Source organism: Actinoplanes sp. NPDC049599 (genome assembly GCF_044465625.1).
In the GTDB taxonomy this organism is placed as follows: Bacteria; Actinomycetota; Actinomycetes; order Mycobacteriales; family Micromonosporaceae; genus Actinoplanes.
Window position 1 is genome coordinate 134,241 of record NZ_JBITLX010000009.1, and the last position, 21,467, is coordinate 155,707.

The 21,467-nt window shown below is 72.3% G+C and carries 22 protein-coding genes; 14 read left to right on the top strand and 8 right to left on the bottom strand.

The annotated features are described in order from the left end of the window. From ACIBQZ_RS18705 to whiA, 4 genes are all read left to right on the top strand, one after another. Window positions 1–186 (top strand): hypothetical protein (locus tag ACIBQZ_RS18705; protein WP_396089957.1); only part of this gene is annotated, 186 nt, incomplete at its 5' end. Between the two features lie 269 nt (window positions 187–455). Continuing rightward, window positions 456–1,352, top strand: coding sequence for an RNase adapter RapZ (rapZ, locus tag ACIBQZ_RS18710; RefSeq protein ID WP_396090095.1), 897 nt, complete (start codon window positions 456–458; stop codon window positions 1,350–1,352). 125 nt (window positions 1,353–1,477) lie between these two features. Beyond that, entirely contained in the window at window positions 1,478–2,659 is a 1,182-nt protein-coding gene (locus ACIBQZ_RS18715; RefSeq protein WP_396090096.1) for a 2-phospho-L-lactate transferase CofD family protein, read from the top strand. Between the two features lie 42 nt (window positions 2,660–2,701). Beyond that, window positions 2,702–3,682: a DNA-binding protein WhiA gene (gene whiA / locus ACIBQZ_RS18720; RefSeq protein WP_184996434.1), complete on the top strand. Its 981-nt coding sequence runs from the start codon at window positions 2,702–2,704 to the stop codon at window positions 3,680–3,682. A gap of 57 nt (window positions 3,683–3,739) precedes the next feature. On the opposite strand, the gene ACIBQZ_RS18725 is transcribed toward whiA, so the two are convergent. Further along, window positions 3,740–4,036 (bottom strand): hypothetical protein, encoded by a 297-nt coding sequence (locus ACIBQZ_RS18725; RefSeq protein ID WP_396089958.1) that lies wholly within the window; start codon window positions 4,034–4,036, stop codon window positions 3,740–3,742. 516 nt (window positions 4,037–4,552) lie between these two features. Between ACIBQZ_RS18725 and gap the strand changes: the two genes are divergently transcribed. From gap to ACIBQZ_RS18750, 5 genes are all read left to right on the top strand, one after another. Then, window positions 4,553–5,548 (top strand): type I glyceraldehyde-3-phosphate dehydrogenase, encoded by a 996-nt coding sequence (gap, locus tag ACIBQZ_RS18730; protein ID WP_396089959.1) that lies wholly within the window; start codon window positions 4,553–4,555, stop codon window positions 5,546–5,548. Window positions 5,549–5,553: 5 nt separating this feature from the next. After that, window positions 5,554–6,750, top strand: coding sequence for a phosphoglycerate kinase (locus tag ACIBQZ_RS18735; protein ID WP_396089960.1), 1,197 nt, complete (start codon window positions 5,554–5,556; stop codon window positions 6,748–6,750). Then, on the top strand, window positions 6,750–7,541 hold the full coding sequence (gene tpiA, locus ACIBQZ_RS18740; protein ID WP_396089961.1) for a triose-phosphate isomerase: 792 nt from the start codon (window positions 6,750–6,752) through the stop codon (window positions 7,539–7,541). Before ACIBQZ_RS18735 ends, tpiA begins: the two co-directional genes overlap by 1 nt. 87 nt (window positions 7,542–7,628) lie before the next feature. After that, window positions 7,629–7,883 (top strand): preprotein translocase subunit SecG, encoded by a 255-nt coding sequence (gene secG, locus ACIBQZ_RS18745; protein WP_396089962.1) that lies wholly within the window; start codon window positions 7,629–7,631, stop codon window positions 7,881–7,883. 180 nt (window positions 7,884–8,063) lie between these two features. Beyond that, window positions 8,064–8,411: an RNA polymerase-binding protein RbpA gene (locus tag ACIBQZ_RS18750; RefSeq protein WP_203763021.1), complete on the top strand. Its 348-nt coding sequence runs from the start codon at window positions 8,064–8,066 to the stop codon at window positions 8,409–8,411. A gap of 294 nt (window positions 8,412–8,705) precedes the next feature. Here ACIBQZ_RS18750 and ACIBQZ_RS18755 read toward each other — a convergent pair whose 3' ends face one another. After that, on the bottom strand, window positions 8,706–9,311 hold the full coding sequence (locus ACIBQZ_RS18755) for a GNAT family N-acetyltransferase (protein WP_396090097.1): 606 nt from the start codon (window positions 9,309–9,311) through the stop codon (window positions 8,706–8,708). Between the two features lie 128 nt (window positions 9,312–9,439). Between ACIBQZ_RS18755 and ACIBQZ_RS18760 the strand changes: the two genes are divergently transcribed. The 3 genes from ACIBQZ_RS18760 to ACIBQZ_RS18770 are packed head-to-tail and all read left to right on the top strand — an operon-like array spanning window position 9,440 to window position 10,933. Next, window positions 9,440–9,829, top strand: a complete 390-nt coding sequence (locus tag ACIBQZ_RS18760; RefSeq protein WP_396089963.1) for a hypothetical protein — start codon at window positions 9,440–9,442, stop codon at window positions 9,827–9,829. Between the two features lie 13 nt (window positions 9,830–9,842). Next, window positions 9,843–10,424 carry an RNA polymerase sigma factor gene (locus tag ACIBQZ_RS18765; RefSeq protein ID WP_396089964.1) on the top strand — a complete coding sequence of 194 codons (582 nt, stop codon included), beginning with the start codon at window positions 9,843–9,845 and terminating at the stop codon, window positions 10,422–10,424. Continuing rightward, window positions 10,421–10,933 (top strand): hypothetical protein, encoded by a 513-nt coding sequence (locus ACIBQZ_RS18770; RefSeq protein ID WP_396089965.1) that lies wholly within the window; start codon window positions 10,421–10,423, stop codon window positions 10,931–10,933. Before ACIBQZ_RS18765 ends, ACIBQZ_RS18770 begins: the two co-directional genes overlap by 4 nt. 237 nt (window positions 10,934–11,170) lie before the next feature. On the opposite strand, the gene pgl is transcribed toward ACIBQZ_RS18770, so the two are convergent. From pgl to tkt, 6 genes are all read right to left on the bottom strand, one after another. After that, complete coding sequence (pgl, locus tag ACIBQZ_RS18775) at window positions 11,171–11,941, bottom strand: 6-phosphogluconolactonase (protein WP_396089966.1); 771 nt, start codon at window positions 11,939–11,941, stop codon at window positions 11,171–11,173. A gap of 66 nt (window positions 11,942–12,007) precedes the next feature. After that, a complete protein-coding gene (locus ACIBQZ_RS18780; protein WP_396089967.1) occupies window positions 12,008–13,024 on the bottom strand; it encodes a glucose-6-phosphate dehydrogenase assembly protein OpcA in 1,017 nt (338 codons plus the stop codon). After that, complete coding sequence (gene zwf, locus ACIBQZ_RS18785) at window positions 13,021–14,538, bottom strand: glucose-6-phosphate dehydrogenase (protein WP_396089968.1); 1,518 nt, start codon at window positions 14,536–14,538, stop codon at window positions 13,021–13,023. Before zwf ends, ACIBQZ_RS18780 begins: the two co-directional genes overlap by 4 nt. A gap of 50 nt (window positions 14,539–14,588) precedes the next feature. Continuing rightward, window positions 14,589–16,055: a glucose-6-phosphate isomerase gene (locus ACIBQZ_RS18790; RefSeq protein ID WP_396089969.1), complete on the bottom strand. Its 1,467-nt coding sequence runs from the start codon at window positions 16,053–16,055 to the stop codon at window positions 14,589–14,591. Further along, complete coding sequence (gene tal, locus ACIBQZ_RS18795) at window positions 16,055–17,197, bottom strand: transaldolase (RefSeq protein ID WP_396089970.1); 1,143 nt, start codon at window positions 17,195–17,197, stop codon at window positions 16,055–16,057. The genes ACIBQZ_RS18790 and tal overlap by 1 nt, the downstream gene beginning before the upstream one ends. Window positions 17,198–17,206: 9 nt before the next feature. Further along, window positions 17,207–19,390, bottom strand: a complete 2,184-nt coding sequence (gene tkt / locus ACIBQZ_RS18800) for a transketolase (protein WP_396089971.1) — start codon at window positions 19,388–19,390, stop codon at window positions 17,207–17,209. Between the two features lie 204 nt (window positions 19,391–19,594). On the opposite strand from tkt, the gene ACIBQZ_RS18805 reads away from it, so the two are divergent. Together ACIBQZ_RS18805 and ACIBQZ_RS18810 are read left to right on the top strand one after the other, a co-directional pair. Then, on the top strand, window positions 19,595–20,557 hold the full coding sequence (locus ACIBQZ_RS18805) for a heme o synthase (protein ID WP_396089972.1): 963 nt from the start codon (window positions 19,595–19,597) through the stop codon (window positions 20,555–20,557). A gap of 224 nt (window positions 20,558–20,781) precedes the next feature. Beyond that, window positions 20,782–21,078: a hypothetical protein gene (locus tag ACIBQZ_RS18810; protein ID WP_396089973.1), complete on the top strand. Its 297-nt coding sequence runs from the start codon at window positions 20,782–20,784 to the stop codon at window positions 21,076–21,078. Window positions 21,079–21,467: the final 389 nt, after the last annotated feature.

Sequence of the window (21,467 nt, forward strand, 5' to 3'; positions counted from 1 at the left end):
CAGCCGGACCTCGGGCAGTCGGGCTCCGGGCAGTCGGGCTCCGGGCAGTCGGGCTCCGGGCAGCCGGACCTCGGGCAGCCGGGCTCCGGGCAGCCGGGCTCGGCGGATCCGGCGGGGTTGCCCACGTCGCGGGACGCGGCCGTGTCGGAGGAGTCGGCTTCGTGGGACTCGGCCGGTCGACCCTAGGCCGGCCGTCCTGCTGCCGGCCGCCCTGCTGCCCGGTCGCCCGGCTGCCCGGCTGCCCGGCCGCGGCGGGGTCGCGGTGGAATACGGGCGGTGGGGACGCCGTTCACCGGGTGGGTTGATCGGGGTGGCTTGCGGGAGCCTTCGGGCACCGGATCGGGTAATGGACAGGACGTCCGGCGGCCCCGGCTCACCGCTTCGGCCTAGGATGCAGTGTCCGCCCGGAGGGGGTGTGGCGCAGTGCGGTTCAGGAGGAGTGCGTGACCGAGTCGATGCCGGAGTTCGTTCCGGAGCCCACACCCGACGAGGCCGGTACCGACCTCGTGGTGGTGACCGGGGTTTCCGGTGGCGGCCGCAGCACGGTTGCCCGTGCCCTGGAGAACGTCGGCTTCTATGTCGTCGACAACCTGCCGCAGGCGCTCATGCTCGACATGGCGCAGCTCGCGTTCGAGGCCGGCGGGGCTGCCCGGCGTACCGCGATGGTGCTGGACGTGCGCAGCCGGGCCTTCTCCACCGACCTGGCCGGCGCGGTCCGCGCGCTCAAGGAGCGCGGCTTCTCGCCGCGGGTCGTGTTCGTCGACGCCGACGACGAGGTGCTGATCCGGCGCTTCGAGTCGGTGCGGCGCTCGCACCCGCTGCAGGGTGACGGCCGGCTCGCCGACGGCATCGCGGCCGAGCGCAAGCTGCTCGAGGAGGCCCGCGAGCAGTCCGACGTGATCATCGACACCAGCCACCTGAACGTGAACCAGCTGCGCCGCCGCGTCGAGGAGCTGTTCGGCGGCGAGGACGCCCGGCGGCTGCGGATCACCGTGCTGTCGTTCGGCTTCAAGTACGGCCTGCCGCCCGACGCCGACTACGTGCTGGACGCGCGCTTCCTGCCGAACCCGTTCTGGGTGCCGGAGCTGCGCGAGCACACCGGTCTGGAGGAGGGCGTCAGCAGCTACGTGCTGGGCCAGGAGGGCGCACACGACTTCGTCGGCACGTATGCCGGCCTGATCGCCGCGACGGCGCCGGGCTTCGAGCGCGAGGGCAAGCGCTACCTGACCGTGGCGATCGGCTGCACCGGCGGCAAGCACCGCAGCGTGGCGATCGCCGAGGAACTCACGGCACAGCTGCGCGACATCCGGCTGTCCGCCCACTCCTCGCACCGCGACCTGGGGCGGGAGTGACGGCGGAACAGCCGGCGGGGCGGAGCGGCGCTGCTGCCGGTTCCAGCATCACCAAGACGGCCGGCACCCCGGCCGCGGATCAGGCGAGCGGACGTCCCGGCAGCGAGCCGCGGGGCCGGCGGCCGATCAAGGTTGTCGCCTTCGGGGGCGGGCACGGGCTTGCCGCTTCCCTGCGCGCGCTGCGCCACTGCGCGCCGGCCCTGGACCTGGAGATCACCGCCGTGGTCACCGTCGGCGACAACGGTGGTTCCAGCGGCCGGTTGCGCGCCGAGCGGGACGCCCAGCTGCCGCCCGGCGATCTGCGGATGGCGCTGGCCGCGCTGGCCGGTGACGACCCGGGGCACCAGCGCACGGTCGCGCTCATGCAGCACCGGTTCGCGCTGGTCGGCAAGTCCGACCGCCGCGCCGACGCGGAACCCGGACCGGAGACGGAGCCCCACGCCGGGGGCGCGGCCCGGGACGGAGCCGGCGCCGAGCCGGGAAGCCGGGCCGAGGTCGAGGGCCAAGCCGGGGACATGGCCGGGCACAGCGCCGGCGCTGAGGCCGAGGGCGAGGCCGGGGACAAGGTCGGCTGGGGCAGTGTGGATCGGCGGATCGCGTCGGTCGGGGGCAAGCACGATCCGCTCGCCGGGCACGCCGTCGGCAATCTGCTGCTGCTCGGGTTGCTCGAGCTGCTCGGTGATCCCGTCGCGGCCCTGGAGCACGCCGCCGCCATGGTCGGTGCCTGCGGCCGGGTGCTTCCCATGGCCTCGCACGCCGTCGGTATCGAGGCCGATGTGCGCGGGGGTGACCCGGCTCGGCCCGATGAGGTCGTCACCGTGCGGGGGCAGCACGCCGTCGCCGTCACCACCGGGCATGTCGAGGCGCTGCGGATCGTTCCGGCGTCGCCGCCGGCCTGTCCGCCCGCGCTGGCCGCCATCGCCGAGGCCGATTGGCTGATCTTCGGGCCCGGCAGCTGGTACACGAGTGTGCTTCCGCATCTGCTCGTGCCCGAGCTGGCCGAGGCGATCGTTGCCAGCCCGGCCCGGCGGCTGGTCACGCTCAACCTGGCCGCCGACAACGAGACCCTGGGGCTCTCCGTGGCGGACCATCTCGCCGCCCTGCACTGGTATCTGCCGCGGCTGCGGGTGGACACCGTGCTGGCCGACGTGAAATGGGTCGGCGAGCCCGATCCGGTGCACCGGGCCGCGCAGGCGCTCGGTGCGCGTCTGGTGCTGGCGCCGCTGGCCGTTGCGGATGGCAGGCCCAAGCATGATCCTGAGTCGTTGGGCACAGCGTTGGTGCCAGTCCTCGGCTCCGATCGTTAAGCAACTGGCAGACCGCGAAACAAGCATGAGGTGACTTCGAAGATGGCGATGACGGCAGCGGTCAAGGACGAGCTGAGCCGGGTCGACGTGCCCAAGCCGTGCTGCCGACGTGCGGAGATGGCCGCCCTCCTGCGGTTTGCCGGTGGGCTGCACATCGTGTCCGGGCGGGTGGTCGTCGAGGCCGAGCTCGACACCGGTGCGGTGGCCCGGCGGCTGCGGCGGGAGATCGCCGAGGTGTACGGCTACCCCAGCGAGGTGCACGTGCTCGCCTCCGGCGGCCTGCGCAAGGGCAGCCACTACATCGTGCGCATCGTCAAGGACGGCGAGGCGCTGGCCCGGCAGACCGGCCTGCTCGACGTGCGCGGCCGGCCGGTGCGCGGGCTGCCGCCGCACGTGGTCTCGGCGAACGTCTGCTGCGCCGTTGCGGCGTGGCGGGGCGCGTTCATGGCGCACGGCTCGCTCACCGAGCCCGGCCGGTCCAGCGCGCTGGAGATCACCTGCCCCGGGCCGGAGGCCGCGCTGGCGCTGCGCGGCGCCGCCCGCCGGATCGGCATCACCGCCAAGGAGCGGGAGGTGCGCGGCGTCGACCGCGTGGTGATCAAGGACGGGGACGCGATCGCCGCGCTGCTCACCCGGATCGGGGCGCACTCCAGCGTGCTGGCCTGGGAGGAGCGACGGGTACGCCGTGAGGTGCGGGCGACCGCGAACCGGCTGGCCAACTTCGACGACGCCAACCTGCGGCGCTCCGCCCGGGCGGCCGTGGCAGCCGCCGCGCGGGTGACCCGGGCGCTGGAGATCCTCGCCGACGAGGCGCCGAACCACCTCACCTCCGCGGGCCGGCTGCGGCTGGAGCACCGGCAGGCCTCGCTGGAGGAGCTGGGCGCGCTGGCCGATCCGCCGCTGACCAAGGATGCGATCGCCGGCCGTATAAGGCGTCTGCTCGCCCTCGCCGACAAGCGTGCCCGCGACCTGGGCATCCCGGACACCGAGGCGGCCGTCACCCCGGAGATGATGGCCTGCTGACACCGCCGGCTCGCCGCCCGGGCGCGGGAGGCGAGCCGGAACGGCTGCGCGCGGCGGTCAGCAGGCTTCCAGGCGGGCTGACGGTGCGCCGGTCGGCACGGTGATCACTCGGACCGTGCCGGGGGCGTACAGGGCGCAGCCGGTGGTCACGGTGGGTGAGATGATCAGTCGGAGCCGGACGGACGTCGCGCAGGTGTTGCGGACCGTCAGGACTGTCGCGGTGGCGTTCTTCGTCAGCGTCGCGCAGGCCGGTGGTGGCGCGGCGGCGGCCTCGGCGGGCGCCGCGAGCGGCACGGTGGCCAGGGCGGCGCCGACGGCCACGAGCCGCAGGATGCTGGGCGTTCCGGTTTTCATGGCGTTCCCCGTTCGTCATGAACGGCCACTTCGTCGGTGGGCGCGAGTGCTGCCGGACACAGCGGCCGCTCGTACTGTTCACGACCTGTTCGTTGTAGCAGCCGCCCGGGCGCGGCGCTGTCCCGGAACCGGTACCGGCCGACCGGTTCAGCCCGGCGGCAGGTCACGGCCCCGGCCGGGCAGCCGGCCGGCGCCCTGGTGGCGGGGCTGGGGGTTTGCGGTTGTCGATGGGGTGCGCGTACCGATAAAGAAACGGCCCCTGAAGTAACGATCAGGTCGCGCCCCGCGTCGAGGGCCGGAGTCCTGCTCGGATAGGGTGAGCATGACGGCGACGGTGCCGGCAAGCATGGCCGCCCGCGCCGGGCGCCGCCGGCAACGCCAGCTCCGACCTGGCCGCGGCGGACTCGATCCCGAGGCGCGGTGGCCAGCTGACGCAACAGCCGGCCCTCGATCAGGTCGGCACGCAGACCTCCGCCGGTCGCAGATTCCGGCGGACCGAAACGAGGAGATCCACCTGTGACCATCCGGGTTGGCATCAATGGCTTCGGCCGCATTGGCCGCAACTTCTTCCGGGCGGTGGCCGCCTCCGGCGCGGACATCGAGATCGTCGGGGTCAACGACCTGACCGACAACGCGACGCTCGCCCACCTGCTCAAGTACGACAGCATCCTGGGCCGGCTGCCGCACGAGGTGAAGGCCACCGCCGACGAGATCACCGTCGCCGGCAAGACCTTCAAGGCGTTCGCCGAGCGCGACCCCGCGAACCTGCACTGGGGTGACCTGGGCGCCGACGTCGTCATCGAGTCGACCGGCTTCTTCACCGACGCCACCAAGGCCAAGGCGCACGTCGACAACGGCGCCAAGAAGGTCATCATCTCGGCGCCGGCCAAGAACGAGGACATCACGATCGTGATGGGCGTCAACGACAACCTGTACGACGCCGCGAAGCACACCGTCATCTCCAACGCCTCGTGCACCACCAACTGCCTCGCGCCGATGGCGAAGGTGCTCAACGACTCGATCGGGATCGAAAAGGGTCTGATGACCACGATCCACGCGTACACGCAGGACCAGAACCTGCAGGACGGCCCGCACAAGGACCTGCGCCGGGCCCGCGCCGCCGCGCTCAACATCGTGCCGACCTCGACCGGCGCCGCCAAGGCCGTCAGCCTGGTGCTGCCGGAGCTCAAGGGCAAGCTCGACGGCTTCGCGCTGCGGGTGCCGATCCCCACCGGCTCGGCCACCGACCTGACCTTCACCGCCGGCCGGGAGACCTCGGTCGACGAGGTCAACGCGGCGATCAAGGCGGCCGCGGACGGCCCGCTCAAGGGCATCCTGGTCTACACCGAGGACCCGATCGTGTCCTCGGACATCGTCACCGACCCGGCCTCGTGCATCTTCGACGCCGGCCTCACCAAGGTGATCGGCAACCAGGTCAAGGTCGTCGGCTGGTACGACAACGAGTGGGGCTACTCGAACCGCCTGGTCGACCTGGTCAAGCTGGTCGGCTGAGTCCGTTGAAGACTCTCGACGACCTGCTCGGCGAGGGTGTTACGGGTCGGCGCGTGCTCGTGCGCGCCGACCTGAACGTCCCGTTCGACAAAAACGAAGCGGGCAGGATCAGTGACGACGGCCGCATCCGCGCGGTGCTGCCGACCCTGATCGCCCTGCGTGACGCGGGCGCCCGCGTGATCCTGTGCTCGCACCTCGGCCGTCCCAAGGGCGCGCCGGACCCCAAGTTCACCCTCGCGCCGGTCTCGGCGCGGCTCGGCGAGCTGCTCGGCACCCCGGTGGTCTTCGCCGAGGACACCGTCGGCGACTCCGCCAAGGCGGCCGCCGACGCGCTGACCGACGGCCAGGTGCTGCTGCTGGAGAACCTGCGCTTCAACGCCGGCGAGACCAGCAAGGACGACGCCGTGCGCGGCGCGTTCGCCGACGAGCTGGCCGGGCTGGCGGAGTTCTACGTCGACGACGCGTTCGGCGCGGTGCACCGCAAGCACGCCTCGGTCTACGACGTCGCGGCGCGGCTGCCGCACTACGCGGGCGGCCTGGTCCTCAAGGAGGTCGAGGTCCTGCGCAAGGTGACCGAGACCCCGGAGCAGCCGTACGTGGTGGTGCTCGGCGGCTCGAAGGTCTCCGACAAGCTCGCCGTCATCCAGGCGCTGCTGCCGAAGGTCGACAAGCTGCTGGTCGGCGGCGGCATGTGCTTCACCTTCCTCAAGGCCCAGGGCCACGAGGTCGGTAAGTCGCTGCTCGAGGCCGAGATGATCTCCACTTGTGCCGATCTGCTGGAGCAGGCGCAGGGTCGGATCGTGCTGCCGGTGGACGTTGTGGCGGCGACCGAGTTCTCCGCCGACGCCGAGCACTCCACCGTCGCCGCGGACGCGATCCCGGCCGACCGGCTGGGTCTCGACATCGGCCCGAAGTCGGTGGCGCTCTTCGCGGAGACGATCGGCTCGGCGAAGACGGTGTTCTGGAACGGCCCGATGGGCGTCTTCGAGCTGGCGCCGTTCGCGGCCGGCACCCGGGGCGTCGCCGAGGCCATCACCAAGATCGACGGATTCTCGGTGGTCGGCGGCGGTGACTCGGCCGCGGCCGTGCGCACGCTCGGCATCGACGAGTCCGGCTTCGGGCACATCTCCACCGGCGGCGGCGCGTCGCTGGAGTACCTCGAGGGCAAGACCCTGCCCGGCGTCTCGGCACTGGAGTCCTGATGGCTGACGTGACCCGCCGGCCGATCATGGCCGGCAACTGGAAGATGAACCTCAACCACTTCGAGGCCATCCTCCTGGTGCAGAAGCTCGCCGCGAGCCTCACCGAGCAGCAGCTCACCGAGGTCGAGGCGGTCGTGCTGCCGCCGTTCACCGACCTGCGCAGCGTGCAGACGGCGATCGACGGCGACAAGGTGCCGATCCGGTACGGCGCGCAGGACCTGTCCCCGCACAAGGGCGGCGCGTACACCGGGGACATCTCCGGCGCGATGCTGGCCAAGCTGGGCTGCACCTACGTGGTGATCGGGCACTCCGAGCGCCGCGAGTACCACCACGAGGGCGACGCGCTGGTCAACGCCAAGGTGAAGGCGGCCCTGGCGAACGACCTGACGCCGATCCTGTGCGTGGGCGAGGGCCTGGAGATCCGCGAGGCCGGCGAGCACGTCGCGCACTGTTCGACGCAGCTCGACGGCGCGCTCGACGGGCTCAAGGCCGAGCAGGTCAAGAACATCGTGATCGCGTACGAGCCGGTGTGGGCGATCGGCACCGGCAAGACCGCGACCCCCGACGACGCGCAGGAGGTGTGCGGCGCCATCCGGGTGCGGCTCGCCGAGAAGTACGGCGCGGAGACGGCGGACGCGGTGCGCATCCAGTACGGCGGCTCGGTGAAAGCGGCCAACATCGCCGCCATCATGGCGCAGCCCGACGTGGACGGCGCGCTCATCGGCGGCGCGAGCCTGGACGCCGAGGAGTTCGCGTCGATCGTCCGGTTCCGCGAGCACGTGCAGCGCTGAGTTGAATGCCCGGCCGCCGTCGAGCGGTGGCCGGGCACCCGCTATTGTGGTGGCGCTGCTGTGCCCTTCGAGAGGAATGACCCGACCATGCCGATCGCGTTCGCGTACACGTTGATCGTGTTGCTGATCATCTCCAGCATCCTGCTGACCCTGCTCGTCCTGCTGCACCGCGGCAAGGGCGGTGGCATGTCCAGCATGTTCGGCGGCGGCGTCACCTCCAGCCTGGCCGGCTCATCGGTGGCGGAAAAGAACCTGGACCGCTACACGGTGCTCGTGGGCGTCATCTGGTTCGCCTGCATCGTGGGCCTGGGCCTCTGGCTGAAGATCACACAGGCGGCCTGAAACACACAGTTAACGTACGCTTTCCAGGCGTTCGTCAGCAGGTCTTCCTCCAGGCGCACCACGAGTCGTAGACTCTGCCGCGCGGTCCGGTCCGTCCGGGCCGCGCGGTTGTTTTTTCCACCGCTTTTATACCGCCGCTTTCCCCGGCGATGAAACGCCCTCGAGACAGGAGTGACTTCCGTGTCCAGTGGCAGTGCGATCCGCGGCAGCCGTGTCGGCTCCAGCCCGATGCGCCCTGACGAGCGCAGCGAGCCCGCACCGCGGCGGGAGGTGACCTACTGGTGTGCCGCGGGGCACCCGGTGGAGGTCCGTTTCGCGGCCGATGTGGTGCCCCCGGAGACCTGGGACTGCACCCGCTGCGGTCAGCCCGGCGGTTTGGACCGGGAGAAGCCGCCCGGCCGGATGCGGAGCGAGCCTTACAAGTCGCACCTGGCCTATGTGAAGGAGCGGCGGTCCGACGAGGACGGGGCGGCGATCCTGGCCGAGGCCCTGGCGAAGGTCCGGCAGCGGCGCGGCCGCAGCGAGTAGCTCCCGGCCGGTCGGCGGCCTTTCGGCCGCCTCCGGCTGCGGGACGGCCTGGCCCGACTGCAGGCCTGGCCCGACTGCAGGCCTGGCCCGACTGCAGGCGTGGCTCGGCCCGATGGTTGCCTCGGCCCGACTGCAGGCCTGGCTCGGCCCGACGGTTGTCTCGGCCCGACGGCTGGCCCGACTCGACTGCTGGCCTGGCTCGGCCCGACGGGTGTCTCGGCCCGGGCAGGTCCGCCAGGCCCGGCTCGGCCGCCGGGCCGTCCGGTCCTGCTGTGTGACGGTCGGTGGGTCTGGTCAGGCGGCCGTCGATCGGCCCAGGTAGATGACGCCGGTGGCGTCGGGCACCGGGATCTCCGTGAAGCCCAGCCGGTCGTAGAAGGATCGGGCGCTGACGTTCGCCACCGCCATGCCCAGGTGCACCCGGGGCACCCCGGCCGCCCGCAGCCCGGCCAGGAACGCGCCGATCAGCCCGCGCCCCCAGCCCTTGCCCTGCCATTCCGGCAGCAGGTCGATGTGCAGGTGCGCGGGGAAGTCCGCCAGCTCGGGCACCACCATGCGCTCGGGGTGCTCGTGCAGCCAGAGCATGAAGTCCTCGCCGGTCACCGGCGGCTCGGCCGGGTGCGGGTAGCGCCCGGCGGTCGCCGGCAGCCACTCGTCCCGGTAACGCCGCGCGAAACGGGACGTGTCCGCCGTGCCGAGCACGTAGCCGACGGCCGCGCCGGTGCCGTCGTCGAGGACGTGGGCGTGCTCCGGCTCCAGCGTCACGTACGGCACAGCGAAGATGTCGCCCATCAGCTTGTCGGACGAGTACAGGCCCCGGGCATCACCCCCGGCGTCGGCGGTACGCACGCAGATGTCGTAGACGGCGTCGAGGTCGGCGGGGCGGTACGCACGGATCATGGGCTGCACAGCCGCGATTCTAGGTAACGGCGAACTGTGGCGCGCGTCACCGTCACGCCGTCAACCTTCCGCGGCGCCGCGCGTCTACTCCTGCGAAGGCTCACCCCCGACCGCACAGGAGTTCCGTGATGCGTCTGACCGCCCGTTCCGCCTCGCTCGCCGCCGCCGCGACCGCCGTCGCCGTCCTGGGCGTGGTGACCACCACGAGGGCGTTCGCGGACGACGCACCCGCACCCCGCCCGACCCCCGCCGCGACGTCCCCGGCAGCGGCGACACCGACCGCCGAGCCGTCCCCGGCGGTGACCGCCACAGCGCCGCCGTCCCCGGCCGACCCGACCGCCGCGCCCTCCCCGGCCGTGACAGTGACCGCCGAGCCGTCCCCGGCGAAGCCCACCCGCACCGCCGCCCCGGTCCCGGCGCCGAGCAGGAGCCTCCCGGCGCCGACCAAGAGCCCCACGGCGACCCCGGCCCCCGATGGACCCCGCCCGGTACCGTCGCCCACCAAGACCCGCCGCTGACCCCGGGACGGCCATGACCTTCGTCGCAGCACTTCCCGCGCTTCCGCGCTGGCTGCGATCCGTGCTGTCCGGCCGCTCCGCCGCGGTGCGCCCCGCCGGCGCGAACGGGCCACCGGCGATCAACGAGCTCTATCACGCGCGCCGGCTGAGCCTGGTCCGGCTGGCGGTGCTCATGGTCGACGACCTGCCGACCGCCGAGGACATCGTGCAGGACGTGTTCGCCGCCCTGTACCGGCGGCACGGTGCCGACCTGCGTACCGTCGCCGACCCGCACGCGTACCTGACGACCGGGGTGATGAACGCGGCGCGCTCGGCGCTGCGCCGCCGGCGCACCGCCCGGGCCTACGTCCCGCCGCGGCCGGGGCCGGCGCCGGCCGCCGAGGACGAGGTGCTGCTGGGCCAGGGCGACCGGGAGGTGCTGGCCGCGCTGGCCGCGCTGACCGTGCGGCAGCGCCAGGTGGTGGTGCTGCGGTACTGGTCGGAGCTGTCCGAGCAGGAGATCGCCGAGGTGCTGCGGGTGTCCCGCGGCACGGTGAAGTCGACCGCGAGCCGGGCGCTGGGTGTCCTGCGCGGCCTGCTGGGGGAGCGCCGATGAGCACAGAACTGGAGGACCGGGTGCGCCGCGCGCTGTCGTCCCGGGCCGGTCAGGTCACCCCCGACCGGCTGCGGCCCGCCGCGCCGCCGACCGCGGCGCCGGTCCGCCGGCCCTGGTTGCCCTGGTGGCGCTCGCTGCTCGTGGTCGCGGCCGTGGCGGTGGCGGCGATTCTCCTGGTACGGCTGCCCGCCGACGTCTCGCGCCCCCGGGTGCCGGACGCGCCGGCGGCCACCGTGCCCGCCCCGGAGCCGACGAGCTCCCCGGCACCCACCGCCGAACCGAGCCCAGCCCCGACGTCACCGGACCCGGTCCCGAGGTCACCGAGCCGCTCCGCGCCGCCACCGGCCGCGACCACCGAACGGCCCGGCGCGGCGACTACCCGACCGCCCGCGACCACCAGCCGGCGCGCCCCGGCCACGACCGCGCCCATCCCGGCCACCCCGGAAGCCGGCGCGGCGACCGCCGAGCCCGGGCAGGTCACGCCGACAGGCCCCGCCGGCACGCCCTGACCGCCCGGGTCCCGGCTGCGCGCCTTGACCGCCCGGGTCCCGGCTGCGCGCCCTGGCCGCCCGGGTCCCGGCTGCGCGCCTTGACCGCCCGGGTCCCGGCTGCGCGCCTTGACCGCCCGGGTCCCGGCTGCGCGCCCTGACCGACCGGGTCCCGGCGGCGCGCCTTGACCGACCGGGTCCCGCCGACCGGGTCCGGCCGGCGCGGGGTCGTTCCGGTGGCGCGCCGGGGTCGGCTGGTCAGCGCAGGCTGCGTGCCTTCGGCGGGACGTTCGCCGCCGCCGCCCGGTCCAGCAGCCACAGCGTCCGGTCCGTGCCGACCGCGCCCGCCGCCGGCACCTGCTTGGGCCCGGCTCCCTCGATCGCCATGCCGACCGGGGCCGCCTTGTCCTTGCCCGCCGCGATCAGCCAGACCTCCTCGGCCGTCTGGATCGTCGGCATGGTCAGCGTGACCCGGGTCGGCGGCGGCTTCGGGCTGTTGTGCACCGCCGCGGTCGTGCCGGTCTCGTAGCCGACCGGGTGCTCCGGGAAGATCGACGCCACGTGCCCGTCCTCGCCGACGCCGAGCATCAGCACGTCGAAGTGCGGCAGCTCCGAGCTGCCCGGCTTCGCCGCCGCGGCGAGTTCCCGGGCGTAGCGGGCGGCGGCCGCGGCGGCGTCGTCGCCGTCCGGGCCGTCCGAGGCGGGCATCGCGTGCACCCGGGCCGGGTCCAGCGGCAGCGCGTCCAGCAGTGCCTCGCGGGCCTGGGTCTCGTTGCGGTCCGGGTGGCCGGCGGGCAGGAAGCGCTCGTCGCCCCACCACAGGTCGACCCGGGACCAGTCGACCGCGTCCGCGGCGGGCAGCTCCTTGACCGAGCGCAGCACCTTGGCCGCGACCCGGCCGCCGGTCAGCACGACACCGGCCCACCCGCGCTCGGCCTGCGCATCGATGATCTTGACGACCAGCCGTGCGGCCACCGCCGACGCCAGGATGTCGGCGTCAGGAACCACCACTACCACGGTCTCGCTCATGAAGCCCCCAGGAAGGAACGGGGCCGCCCGCCGAGTCGGCGGACGGCCCCTGTGATCTTAGAACGGTCAGGCGGCGGAGCCGCCCGGGCCCGCGAAGGCGCCGGCCGCGTCCCCCTCGCGGGCGGCCAGCATCGGGTCCTTCCAGACGTGCACGCGCATCGCCGGCCGGCTGTCCAGCCCGGCCACCCCGGCCAGCGCGCCCAGCGCCTCGCCGTAGATCTGGTCGGCGTCGAGCCGGCGCAGCTCCTCGGCCAGCTCGTCACCGACGGTCCGCTTCGGCAGCGGCATGTAACGGTCCTCCTGGCCGGTCCGGCTGAACAGCGCCGTGCCCTCCTCGCGGGTGACCCGGACGCAGTCGCCGTTTGCGCACTGCAGCTCCACCGAGCGCATCCGCGGCGAGCGGTCGGTGTGCTCCCAGACCGGCTCGATGCCCAGGCGCGACTTCAGCCAGCCCTTCATCAGGGCGGCGGTCGGGTCGTTCATCGGCGCCTCGATCGTCGCGCCGGTGACCCGCTCGTCGGTGGTGTCGAACGCGCCGGCCACCAGGGTGCGCCAGAGCGTGATCCGGGTCCAGGTCAGGTCGGTGTCGCCGGGCGCGTAGTCCTTGGCCCGCTGGCGCAGCGCGGCCACCGGGTCCGGCGCCAGCTTGCTGTCGGTGATCCGGCGGTCGGCGACCACACCCAGGAAGTCGTTGGCGATGATGTCCGGCGGCTCGCTGTGCCACCAGGTCACCACGGGCACGTCCGGGGCCAGCAGCGGCATGACGACCGACTCGGCGTGCAGGGCCAGCCGGCCGTACATGCGCATCACGACGGCCTCGGCCGGGCCCAGCCGGCCGCCGACCACGATCTCCGCGTCCAGCCGGCTGCGGCCCTCGAGGTCCGAGCGGACCACGATGAGCAGCCGGCAGGGGTGCGCGGAGGCGGCGATGGTCGCGGCGGCCTCGGCCTCGCGGACCTTCTTCTCCTCCACGACCGCGACCAGCGTCAGCGCCAGCCCGCTGGCCACCCCGCCCGCGCTGCGGCGCTCGGCGGCCAGCGCCTTGACGACCTCGTTGCCGGTCGTGTCCCACAGGCCGATCATGCTCGCCTCCACGCGCGGCCCTCGCGGGCCAGCATCTCGTCCGAGGCCCGCGGGCCCCACTCGCCGGAGCGGTACGGCTCCGGCTTGGTGCCGGCCCAGGCCGCCTCCAGCGGGTCGATGACCTTCCAGCTCTGCTCGATCTCGGCCGCGTCCGGGAACAGCGTCCGGTCGCCGACCAGCACGTCGAGCACGAGCCGCTCGTACGCCTCCGGGCTGGACTCGGTGAACGCCTCGCCGTACTGGAAGTCCATCGCGATGTCGCGGACCTCCATCGTGGTGCCGGGCACTTTGGAACCGAACTTGAGCACCACGCCCTCGTCCGGCTGCACCCGGATGACCAGCTGGTTGTTGCCGAGCATCTCCACATCGGCCGGGTCGAACGGCAGGTGCGGGGCCTTCTTGAACATGATCGCGATCTCGGTGACCCGGCGCGGCATCCGCTTGCCCACCCGGACGAAGAACGGCACCTCGGCCCAGCGCCTGTTCTGGATGCCGAGCCGCACCGCGACGTAGGTCTCCGTCTTGGAGTCCGGCGGGATGTTGGCTTCCTCGAGGTAGCCGACCGCGCGTTCACCGGCGACCCAGCCCGGCAGGTACTGCCCGCGGACCGAGCCCTTGGCGATGTCGGCGGGCAGGCTGATGGCCTTGAGGACCTTCAGCTTCTCCGCGCGTACGTCATTGGGGTCGAAGCTTGTCGGCTCTTCCATGCCGACCAGCGCGAGCAGCTGCAGCAGATGGTTCTGCAGCACGTCGCGGGCCGCGCCGGAGGCGTCGTAGAACGCCGCCCGGGTGCCGATGCCGACGTCCTCGGCCATGGTGATCTGCACCGAGTCGACGTACTTGGAATTCCACACCGGCTCGAACAGGTTGTTGGCGAAGCGCAGGGCCAGGATGTTCTGGACCGTCTCCTTGCCGAGGTAGTGATCGATGCGGAACACGTCGGCCGGGGTGAACACCTCGTCGACCAGCTTGTTCAGCGCCATCGCGGTCTTCAGGTCGTTGCCGAACGGCTTCTCGACCACCACCCGGCGCCAGCCGCCGGACTTGGCGTTGTCGGCCATCCCGGTGCGGGCCAGCTGGTTGAGCACCAGCGGGAACGCGGCCGGCGGGATGGAGAAGTAGAAGGCGGCGTTGCCGGCGATGCCGTTGCGCTCGCGCAACTCGTCCAGCGTGGTCGCCAGGTGGTCGAAGGCGGCGTCGTCGTCGAACGAGCCGGGCACGAACTGGAACTGGCTGGCCAGCCTGGTCCAGACGTCCTCGCGCCACGGGGTGCGGGCACCTTTCTTGGCGGCCTCGTACGCCAGCGACTCGAAGTCGCCGTCGCCCCAGTCGCGGCGGGCGAAGCCCAGGACCACGAAGCCGGGCGGCAGCAGGCCCCGGTTGGCGAGGTCGTAGACCGCCGGGATGAGCTTCTTTCGGGACAGGTCGCCGGTGACTCCGAAGATCACCAGAGCGCAGGGCTCCGGGATCCTGGGGAGCCGTCGGTCCTGTGCGGTGCGCAGCGGATTACCCACGTGTCCCATCCTGCCAGCTTTTTAAGGTCCCGCAGGGTTACGGCCAAGCGTCAGTGCCGCAAGATGTCGGCGGCGTTGAGCAGTTGGCGTACACCCTCGGTGCGGTCGGTCAGATGCACGCGCAGCAGCGGACAGCCGCCGCGCGCCAGGGCCTGCCGGTCCCCGGCGGCCCGGGCCGCCTGGAGACCGCCGAGCGTCTGGTCCGGCCCCGGCCCCGGCACGTCCCCGGTGACCGCGCCGGTGATCTGCAGAAACGCGCCGTGCCGGGGCCCGGCCGGGTGGTACCGGCCCCAGCCGAAGCCGGCCGGGCGCCGGCCCGCGGCGGCCAGCAGCGGTCGCAGCCGGGCCAGTTCCGGGTGCTCGCCGGGGTCCAGGAAGGCCTGGATGTGGAGCTGGTCGTCCACCGAGGCGAGCAGCTCGCGCAGCGCCGCGGTGAGGTCGGTGGCGACGCCGGTGGTGAAGATCTCCACCGCGCCCTCGACGAAGGACGGTGGGACCGGCGCCGGGTCGGCCGTCGCGGCCGGGAACTCGCGGAACGGGTCGACGCCGCGGACGTGCGCGGCCAGCGCCACCGCGTACGGCCAGGCGAGGAAGTGCGCGCCCAGCGGTCCGTGCACGGACAGCCCGCCGCTGGTCACTCCCAGCGGTGACATGCTGCCGCCGAAGGTGATCGTCAGGGTGTCGCCGCCGGCCGGTTCCGGGTCGCGGGGGCTCTCGGCCACCACCACCGGCAGGCCCAGCCCGCTGGTGATCAGGTCGGCCACCCACTCGCCCACCTCCAGGCCGGAGCCGTCGGGGACCAGCGTGACGCGGTCGGCCGCGGCGAGTGCGACGCCCAGCGCCAGGGCGGGATTGTCCTGGTCGCCGGCCAGCGAGGGGGCGAACAGCTCGGCCTCGTCGATCAGCTCGGCGATGTCCACCCCGGCGAACGCGGCCGGCAGCAGCGTGGCGGCGCTCAACGCGCCGGTTCCGGTGGGGACGGTGACCGCACCCGCGGCCTCCAGCTCGGGCAGCGGCTCACCGAGCACCACGAAGTGCCGCCCGGCCTCCGCGGCGGTCAGGCCCAGGTCGCGGTAGGCCTGCCAGAAGATGCTGCCGAGGTGGTCGTCGGCCAGCAGCACGACGGTGCGGCGCAGCCGGCCGGGGTCGTCGAGCAGCGCGCGGACCGGGTGCGGGTCCGGCTCGTCCAGCACGGTCAGCGGCCGGCCCAGCGTGCGGGCCACGGCCGCGGCGGCGCGGCCGGGACCGGCCAGCACCACATTGTCGAGATCGCCGAGCTCCTCGTGCAGCTCGGCGATCAGCGGGAGCAGCTCGCTGCCGCACCGGTACGCGTCCAGAAAGTTCAGCCGGGCCCGGGCCCGGTCCTCGGCCGCGGGGCCCCACAGGGTGGGGTCCTTGCCGGCCAGCAGACCGGGCACGCCCCGGGCGACCAGCTCGCGGCGGGAGGCAGTCGCCGGGCCGCCGTGTACGGCGAACCCCGCGGCGGCCTCCACACCCGCGAGCAGGTCGTCGGTCATTACGACTTGGCGGCGTCGCTCGGGCTGTCCGAGCCCTTCGCGGCGGCCTTGAGCGACTTCTTCACGTCGTCGAGCAGCTCGCCCCAGCTGGCCTCGAACTTCTCCACGCCCTCGTCCTCGAGCACCTTGAACACGTCGGTCAGGTCGACACCGATCGCGGCGACGTCGTCCATCACCTTCTGCGCGGCGGCGTACGAGCCGGTGACCGTGTCACCCCGGGTCTCGCCGTGGTCCTCGAAGGCCTTGATGACCGACTCCGGCATGGTGTTCACCGTGCCGGGAGCGATCAGCTCCTCGACGTAGACGGTGTCCTTGTAGTCCGGGTTCTTGGTGCCGGTCGAGGCCCACAGCGGCCGCTGCGGCTTGGCGCCCGCGTCGGCCAGGGCCTGCCACCGGTCGGAGCTGAAGACCTCGGCGTACGCCTGGTACGCGAGCTGCGCGTTGGCGACGGCGGCCTTGCCCCGCAGCGCCTTGGCCTCGTCACTGCCGATCTTGTCGAGCCGCTTGTCGATCTCGGTGTCCACCCGGGACACGAAGAACGAGGCGACCGAGCCGATGTTCGTCAGGTCGTGGCCGTTGGCCTTGGCCTGCTCCAGGCCCGCCAGGAACGCGTCCATGACGGCCCGGTAGCGCTCCAGCGAGAAGATCAGCGTCACGTTCACGCTGATGCCCTCGGCCAGCGTCGAGGTGATCGCCGGCAGGCCCGCCTGGGTCGCCGGGATCTTGATGAACAGGTTCGGCCGGTCCACCAGCCACCACAGCGTCTTGGCCTCGGACGCGGTCTTCTCGGTCAGGTGCGCGCTGCGCGGGTCCACCTCGATGGACACCCGGCCGTCCACCCCGCCCGACGCGTCGTACGCCGGCTTCATCACGTCGCACGCCCAGCGCACGTCGTACGAGGTCAGCAGCCGCACGGCCTCCTCGACGGTGACCTCCTGCGCGGCCAGGTCCTTGAGCTGCGCGTCGTACGCGTCCGCGTCGGCGAGCGCCTTGGCGAAGATGGTGGGGTTCGTGGTCACGCCGACCACGTGCTGCTCACGGCGCATCTTGTCCAGCGAACCGCTGTGCAGGCGGACACGCGAGAGATCGTCGAGCCATACCGCCACACCTGCGGCGGAAAGCTCAGCCAGCCTGTCGGTCATCGCTACTCCTCAATTTCCGGTCGTGTGACCGGTGATGTCGCCGACCTTGGCGAGGGCGGCGTTGGCCTTGGCCACCACGTTGTCCGCGGTGAAACCGAACTGTTCGAACAGCACCTTGGCGGGGGCGCTGGCGCCGTAGTGCTCGATGCTGACGGCCTCGCCGGCCTCACCCAGCAGCCGGTCCCAGCTCATCCGGATGCCCGCCTCGACGGTGACCCGCGCCTTGACCCCGCGCGGCAGCACGTGCTGCTGGTAGGCGGTGTCCTGCTCGAAGAACCACTCCTGGCACGGCATGGACACGACCCGGGTCGGGGTGCCGGCGGCCTCGAGGCGCTCCTGCGCGGTCAGGCAGATCGACAGCTCGGAGCCGGTGCCGATGAGAATGACCTGCGGCTCGCCGCCGGACGCCTCGGAGACGATGTAGCCACCCTTGAGGGTGCCCTCGGCCGAGGCGTACTTGCTGCGGTCGATGGTGGGCAGGTTCTGCCGGGAGAGCGCGAGCGCGGTCGGGCGGTCGGTGTGCTCCAGCGCGCCGCGCCAGGCCCAGGCGGTCTCGTTGGCGTCGGCCGGGCGGACCACGTCGAGGCCGACGATGGCGCGCAGGGCGGTCAGCGTCTCGATCGGCTGGTGCGTCGGGCCGTCCTCGCCCAGGCCGATGGAGTCGTGCGTCCACACGTACGTGACCGGCAGCTTCATCAGCGCGGAGAGCCGGACGGCGCCCCGCATGTAGTCGCTGAACACCAGGAACGTGCCGCCGTACGGGCGGGTGCCGCCGTGCGCCACGATGCCGTTGAGGATCGAGCCCATGCCGTGCTCGCGGATGCCGAAGTGCAGCGTGCGGCCGTACTCGTGACCCGGGAAGGCCTTGGTCGCGTACTCGCTCGGGATGAACGAGGGCTCGCCCTTCATCGTGGTGTTGTTGCTCTCGGCCAGGTCGGCCGAGCCGCCCCACAGCTCCGGCAGCACCGGGGCGAGCGCGTCGAGCACCTTGCCGGAGGCGGCGCGGGTGGCGACGCCCTTCTCGTCGGCGGGGAACTCGGGCAGCGCCGCGTGCCAGCCCTCGGGCAGCGTGCGGGTGGCCAGCCGGTCGAAGAGCGCCTTGCCCTCGGCGTTGGCCGCGGCCCAGCTCTCGAACGCCGTGGTCCACTCGGCGTGCGCGGCGCGGCCCCGCTCGACCACCGAACGGGTGTGCGCGAGCACCTCGTCGGCGACGTCGAAGGTCTTGTTCGGGTCGAAGCCGAGGACCTCCTTGGTGGCCCGGACCTCGTCGGCGCCCAGCGCGGAGCCGTGGATCTTGCCGGTGTTCTGCTTGTTCGGCGCGGGCCAGCCGATGATGGTGCGCAGCACGATGAACGTCGGCTTGTCGGTGACCTCGTGGCCGGCCTGGATCGCCGCGTACAGCGCCTCGACGTCCTCGTGGTACTCCGAGCCCTGGTCCGGGTCGCCCTTGCGCCAGTCGACGTGCCGCACGTCCCAGCCGTAGGCCGCATACCGGGCGCCGACGTCCTCGTTCTTGGCGATCCGGGTGTCGTCCTCGATGGAGATCTCGTTGTCGTCGTAGATGAGCGTGAGGTTGCCGAGCTTCTGCACGCCGGCGATGGCGCTCGACTCGTGGCTCACGCCCTCCTCGATGTCGCCGTCGGAGCACAGCGCGTACACGCGGTGGTCGAACAGAGAGTCACCCTCGGCGGTCGGGTCGAACAGTCCACGCTCGCGGCGGGCGGCCATCGCCATGCCGACCGCGTTGCCGATGCCCTGGCCCAGCGGGCCGGTGGTGACCTCGACGCCGGGGGTGTGGCCGTACTCCGGGTGACCGGGGGTCAGCGAGCCCCACTGGCGCAGCGCGGCGAGGTCGTCGATCGCCAGGCCGTAGCCGTTGAGGTAGAGCTGGATGTACAGGGTGAGGCTGGAGTGACCACAGGAGAGCACGAAGCGGTCGCGGCCGGCCCAGAGCGGGTCCGTCGGGTCGTGGCGCATCACGCGGTTGAACAGCAGATATGCGGCCGGCGCCAGGCTCATTGCCGTGCCGGGGTGGCCGTTGCCGGATTTCTCGACGGCATCCATGGCGAGCACCCGGACGGTGTCGACCGCCCGGCGGTCGAGGTCGGACCAGTTCAAATCGACTTTGGCAGCCACGTCGGTTGTGCTCCTCGGGCATGGTGTGCGAATACCTTTTGACTTGACCCTATCCATTCCCGGTAAACCCCCGCCCGGGGAACGGCACAGGCCCATACGCTGAGAGCGGACAGTGAACCTTGCGGGCTGTGACGCCGTACACCCGTACCGGGTCGACCGAAGGGCGCCCCGGGCTGCGCGTAGTCTGATCCAGCGTGCCGGCCGGTCGCCTTCGGCCTCGGCCCTGTTCTGAACCTCGCCGATGCCGGAAGGTGGCTGTCCGTGAGCATGATCACCGAGCGTCCCGACCAGGGGCGGTCGCCCGGTCTTCTCGAGGCGGTTCCGCAACCGGCGGGTCGCGGACGGAGCCGGCGCGACATCGGCGCCGTGATCAAGGCGTACGTCTCGCTGACCAAGCCGCGGATCGTCGAGCTGCTGCTGGTCACCACGGTCCCGGCGATGATGCTGGCAGCCGAGGGCTGGCCCAGCCTCTGGCTGGTCGCGGTGGTGCTGGTCGGTGGCTCGCTGGCGGCGGGCGCGGCGAGCGCGCTGAACTGCTACATCGACCGCGACATCGACCAGCTGATGCGGCGCACCAAGCGCCGCCCGCTGCCGGCCCACGTGGTGACCCCGCGCTCGGCGCTGATCTTCGGCCTGGTGCTGGCGGTGGTGTCGGTCGTGCTGATGGGCGCGTTCACCAACTGGCTCGCCACGGCGATGACCGCAGCCTCCATCTTCTACTACGACGTGGTCTACACGCTGTGGCTGAAGCGGCGCACCCCGGCGAACACCTTCTGGGGCGGCATCTGCGGCGCGGCCCCGGTGCTGATCGGCTGGGCTGCGGTGACGGGGTCGATCGCCCCGCTGGGTTGGGCGCTTTTTGCCGTTGTCTTCTTTTGGCAGATGCCGCATTTCTACGCCTTGGCCATCAAGTACAAGGACGACTACGCCCGCGCCGGCATCCCGATGCTGCCGGTGGTGCGCTCGGCCGGCCGGGTCAACTTCGAGATCCTGCTCTTCACCGCGCTGATGCTGGCCTCGTCGCTGGCGGCGTGGCCGCTGGGCCTGGGCCCGATCTACGGCGTCACGGCGATCGTGTCCGGCGCGGTCTTCGGCCTGGAGGCGGTGAAGCTGGTGCTCCGCTCACGGCGCGGTCAGCCGCTGAAGCCGATGCGCCTGTTCCACTGGTCGTACACGTACCTGACGATTCTGTTCATCGCAGTAGCAGTCGACGCCCTCATCTAGGGTGGCAATGCGTGATGACATTCACGCACGTCGCGCAGAATGCCCGTTATTCAGGTAGCGCAGGTCACCCTGCGTGCTCTCGCGAAGGAACCCGACCTGGGGTGCGATTCGGGCGATATCGGTCCAAAACAATGCCTTGATCGGCTAAACCAGCAGGTAATTGCCATCACAAAATCGCACCGGGTGTGCTTGCGACGGGCCGAAGTCTGCCTAGGCTGCGAGACATGGCAGAAGGTTCCGATACGACACTGACCGCCGACATCAAGTCGTTCGCCGTCGGCCACGGCGGCGCGAAGGCGGTCATCGAGTACGTCGGCAAGCGGGGCGCCCGCATCGTCCTGGTCGGCGAGGACGGCGAATGGACCGACCAGTTCGCCGCCGACGGCACCGACGTCGCCCGCAAGGCGTGCGAAACGGCAGGCGTCGAAGTGGAAAACGCATGGGAGCGCGAACTCATGGAGCAGATGCGCCCGAGCAATGACCTGTGGCGCTCCATGGCCCGGCGCAGCATGGCGCGCTGAGCAGGCCCGCCCAGACACATACAGACCCTCATCCACGTAGCGACCCGGGATCTCCCGGGTCGCTCCTGTATCAGGGGCCGGTCGGTCCACTGCCGGCTGAGTGTCCGGGGGCCCGCCGTCCTGCCCCGTCGAGCAGGACGAAGTTCATCGAGGTCGCGACGTCGGAGCCGCCCGGCCGCCCCTGCCTCCCTCCACCCAACCCCGCCCCGCTCCGTCCCGCCCTGCCTCGCCTCGCCCTGCCTCGCCTCGCCTCGCCCTGCCTCGCCTCGCCCTGCCTCGCCTCGCTCCGTCCCGCCTCGCTCCGTCCCGCCTCGCTCCGTCCCGCCTCGCTCCGTCCCGCCTCGCTCCGTCCCGCCTCGCTCCGTCCCGCCTCGCTCCGTCCCGCCTCG

Excerpts from the sequence above, each read along its gene's own strand:
- rapZ (WP_396090095.1), top strand. The coding sequence starts at position 456 with ATGCCGGAGTTCGTTCCGGAGCCCACACCCGACGAGGCCGGTACCGAC.
- whiA (WP_184996434.1), top strand. The coding sequence starts at position 2,702 with ATGGCGATGACGGCAGCGGTCAAGGACGAGCTGAGCCGGGTCGACGTG.
- ACIBQZ_RS18725 (WP_396089958.1), bottom strand. The coding sequence starts at position 4,036 with ATGAAAACCGGAACGCCCAGCATCCTGCGGCTCGTGGCCGTCGGCGCC.
- tpiA (WP_396089961.1), top strand. The coding sequence starts at position 6,750 with ATGGCTGACGTGACCCGCCGGCCGATCATGGCCGGCAACTGGAAGATG.
- secG (WP_396089962.1), top strand. The coding sequence starts at position 7,629 with ATGCCGATCGCGTTCGCGTACACGTTGATCGTGTTGCTGATCATCTCC.
- ACIBQZ_RS18755 (WP_396090097.1), bottom strand. The coding sequence starts at position 9,311 with ATGATCCGTGCGTACCGCCCCGCCGACCTCGACGCCGTCTACGACATC.
- ACIBQZ_RS18760 (WP_396089963.1), top strand. The coding sequence starts at position 9,440 with ATGCGTCTGACCGCCCGTTCCGCCTCGCTCGCCGCCGCCGCGACCGCC.
- ACIBQZ_RS18765 (WP_396089964.1), top strand. The coding sequence starts at position 9,843 with ATGACCTTCGTCGCAGCACTTCCCGCGCTTCCGCGCTGGCTGCGATCC.
- ACIBQZ_RS18770 (WP_396089965.1), top strand. The coding sequence starts at position 10,421 with ATGAGCACAGAACTGGAGGACCGGGTGCGCCGCGCGCTGTCGTCCCGG.
- pgl (WP_396089966.1), bottom strand. The coding sequence starts at position 11,941 with ATGAGCGAGACCGTGGTAGTGGTGGTTCCTGACGCCGACATCCTGGCG.
- ACIBQZ_RS18780 (WP_396089967.1), bottom strand. The coding sequence starts at position 13,024 with ATGATCGGCCTGTGGGACACGACCGGCAACGAGGTCGTCAAGGCGCTG.
- ACIBQZ_RS18790 (WP_396089969.1), bottom strand. The coding sequence starts at position 16,055 with ATGACCGACGACCTGCTCGCGGGTGTGGAGGCCGCCGCGGGGTTCGCC.
- tal (WP_396089970.1), bottom strand. The coding sequence starts at position 17,197 with ATGACCGACAGGCTGGCTGAGCTTTCCGCCGCAGGTGTGGCGGTATGG.
- tkt (WP_396089971.1), bottom strand. The coding sequence starts at position 19,390 with ATGGATAGGGTCAAGTCAAAAGGTATTCGCACACCATGCCCGAGGAGC.
- ACIBQZ_RS18810 (WP_396089973.1), top strand. The coding sequence starts at position 20,782 with ATGGCAGAAGGTTCCGATACGACACTGACCGCCGACATCAAGTCGTTC.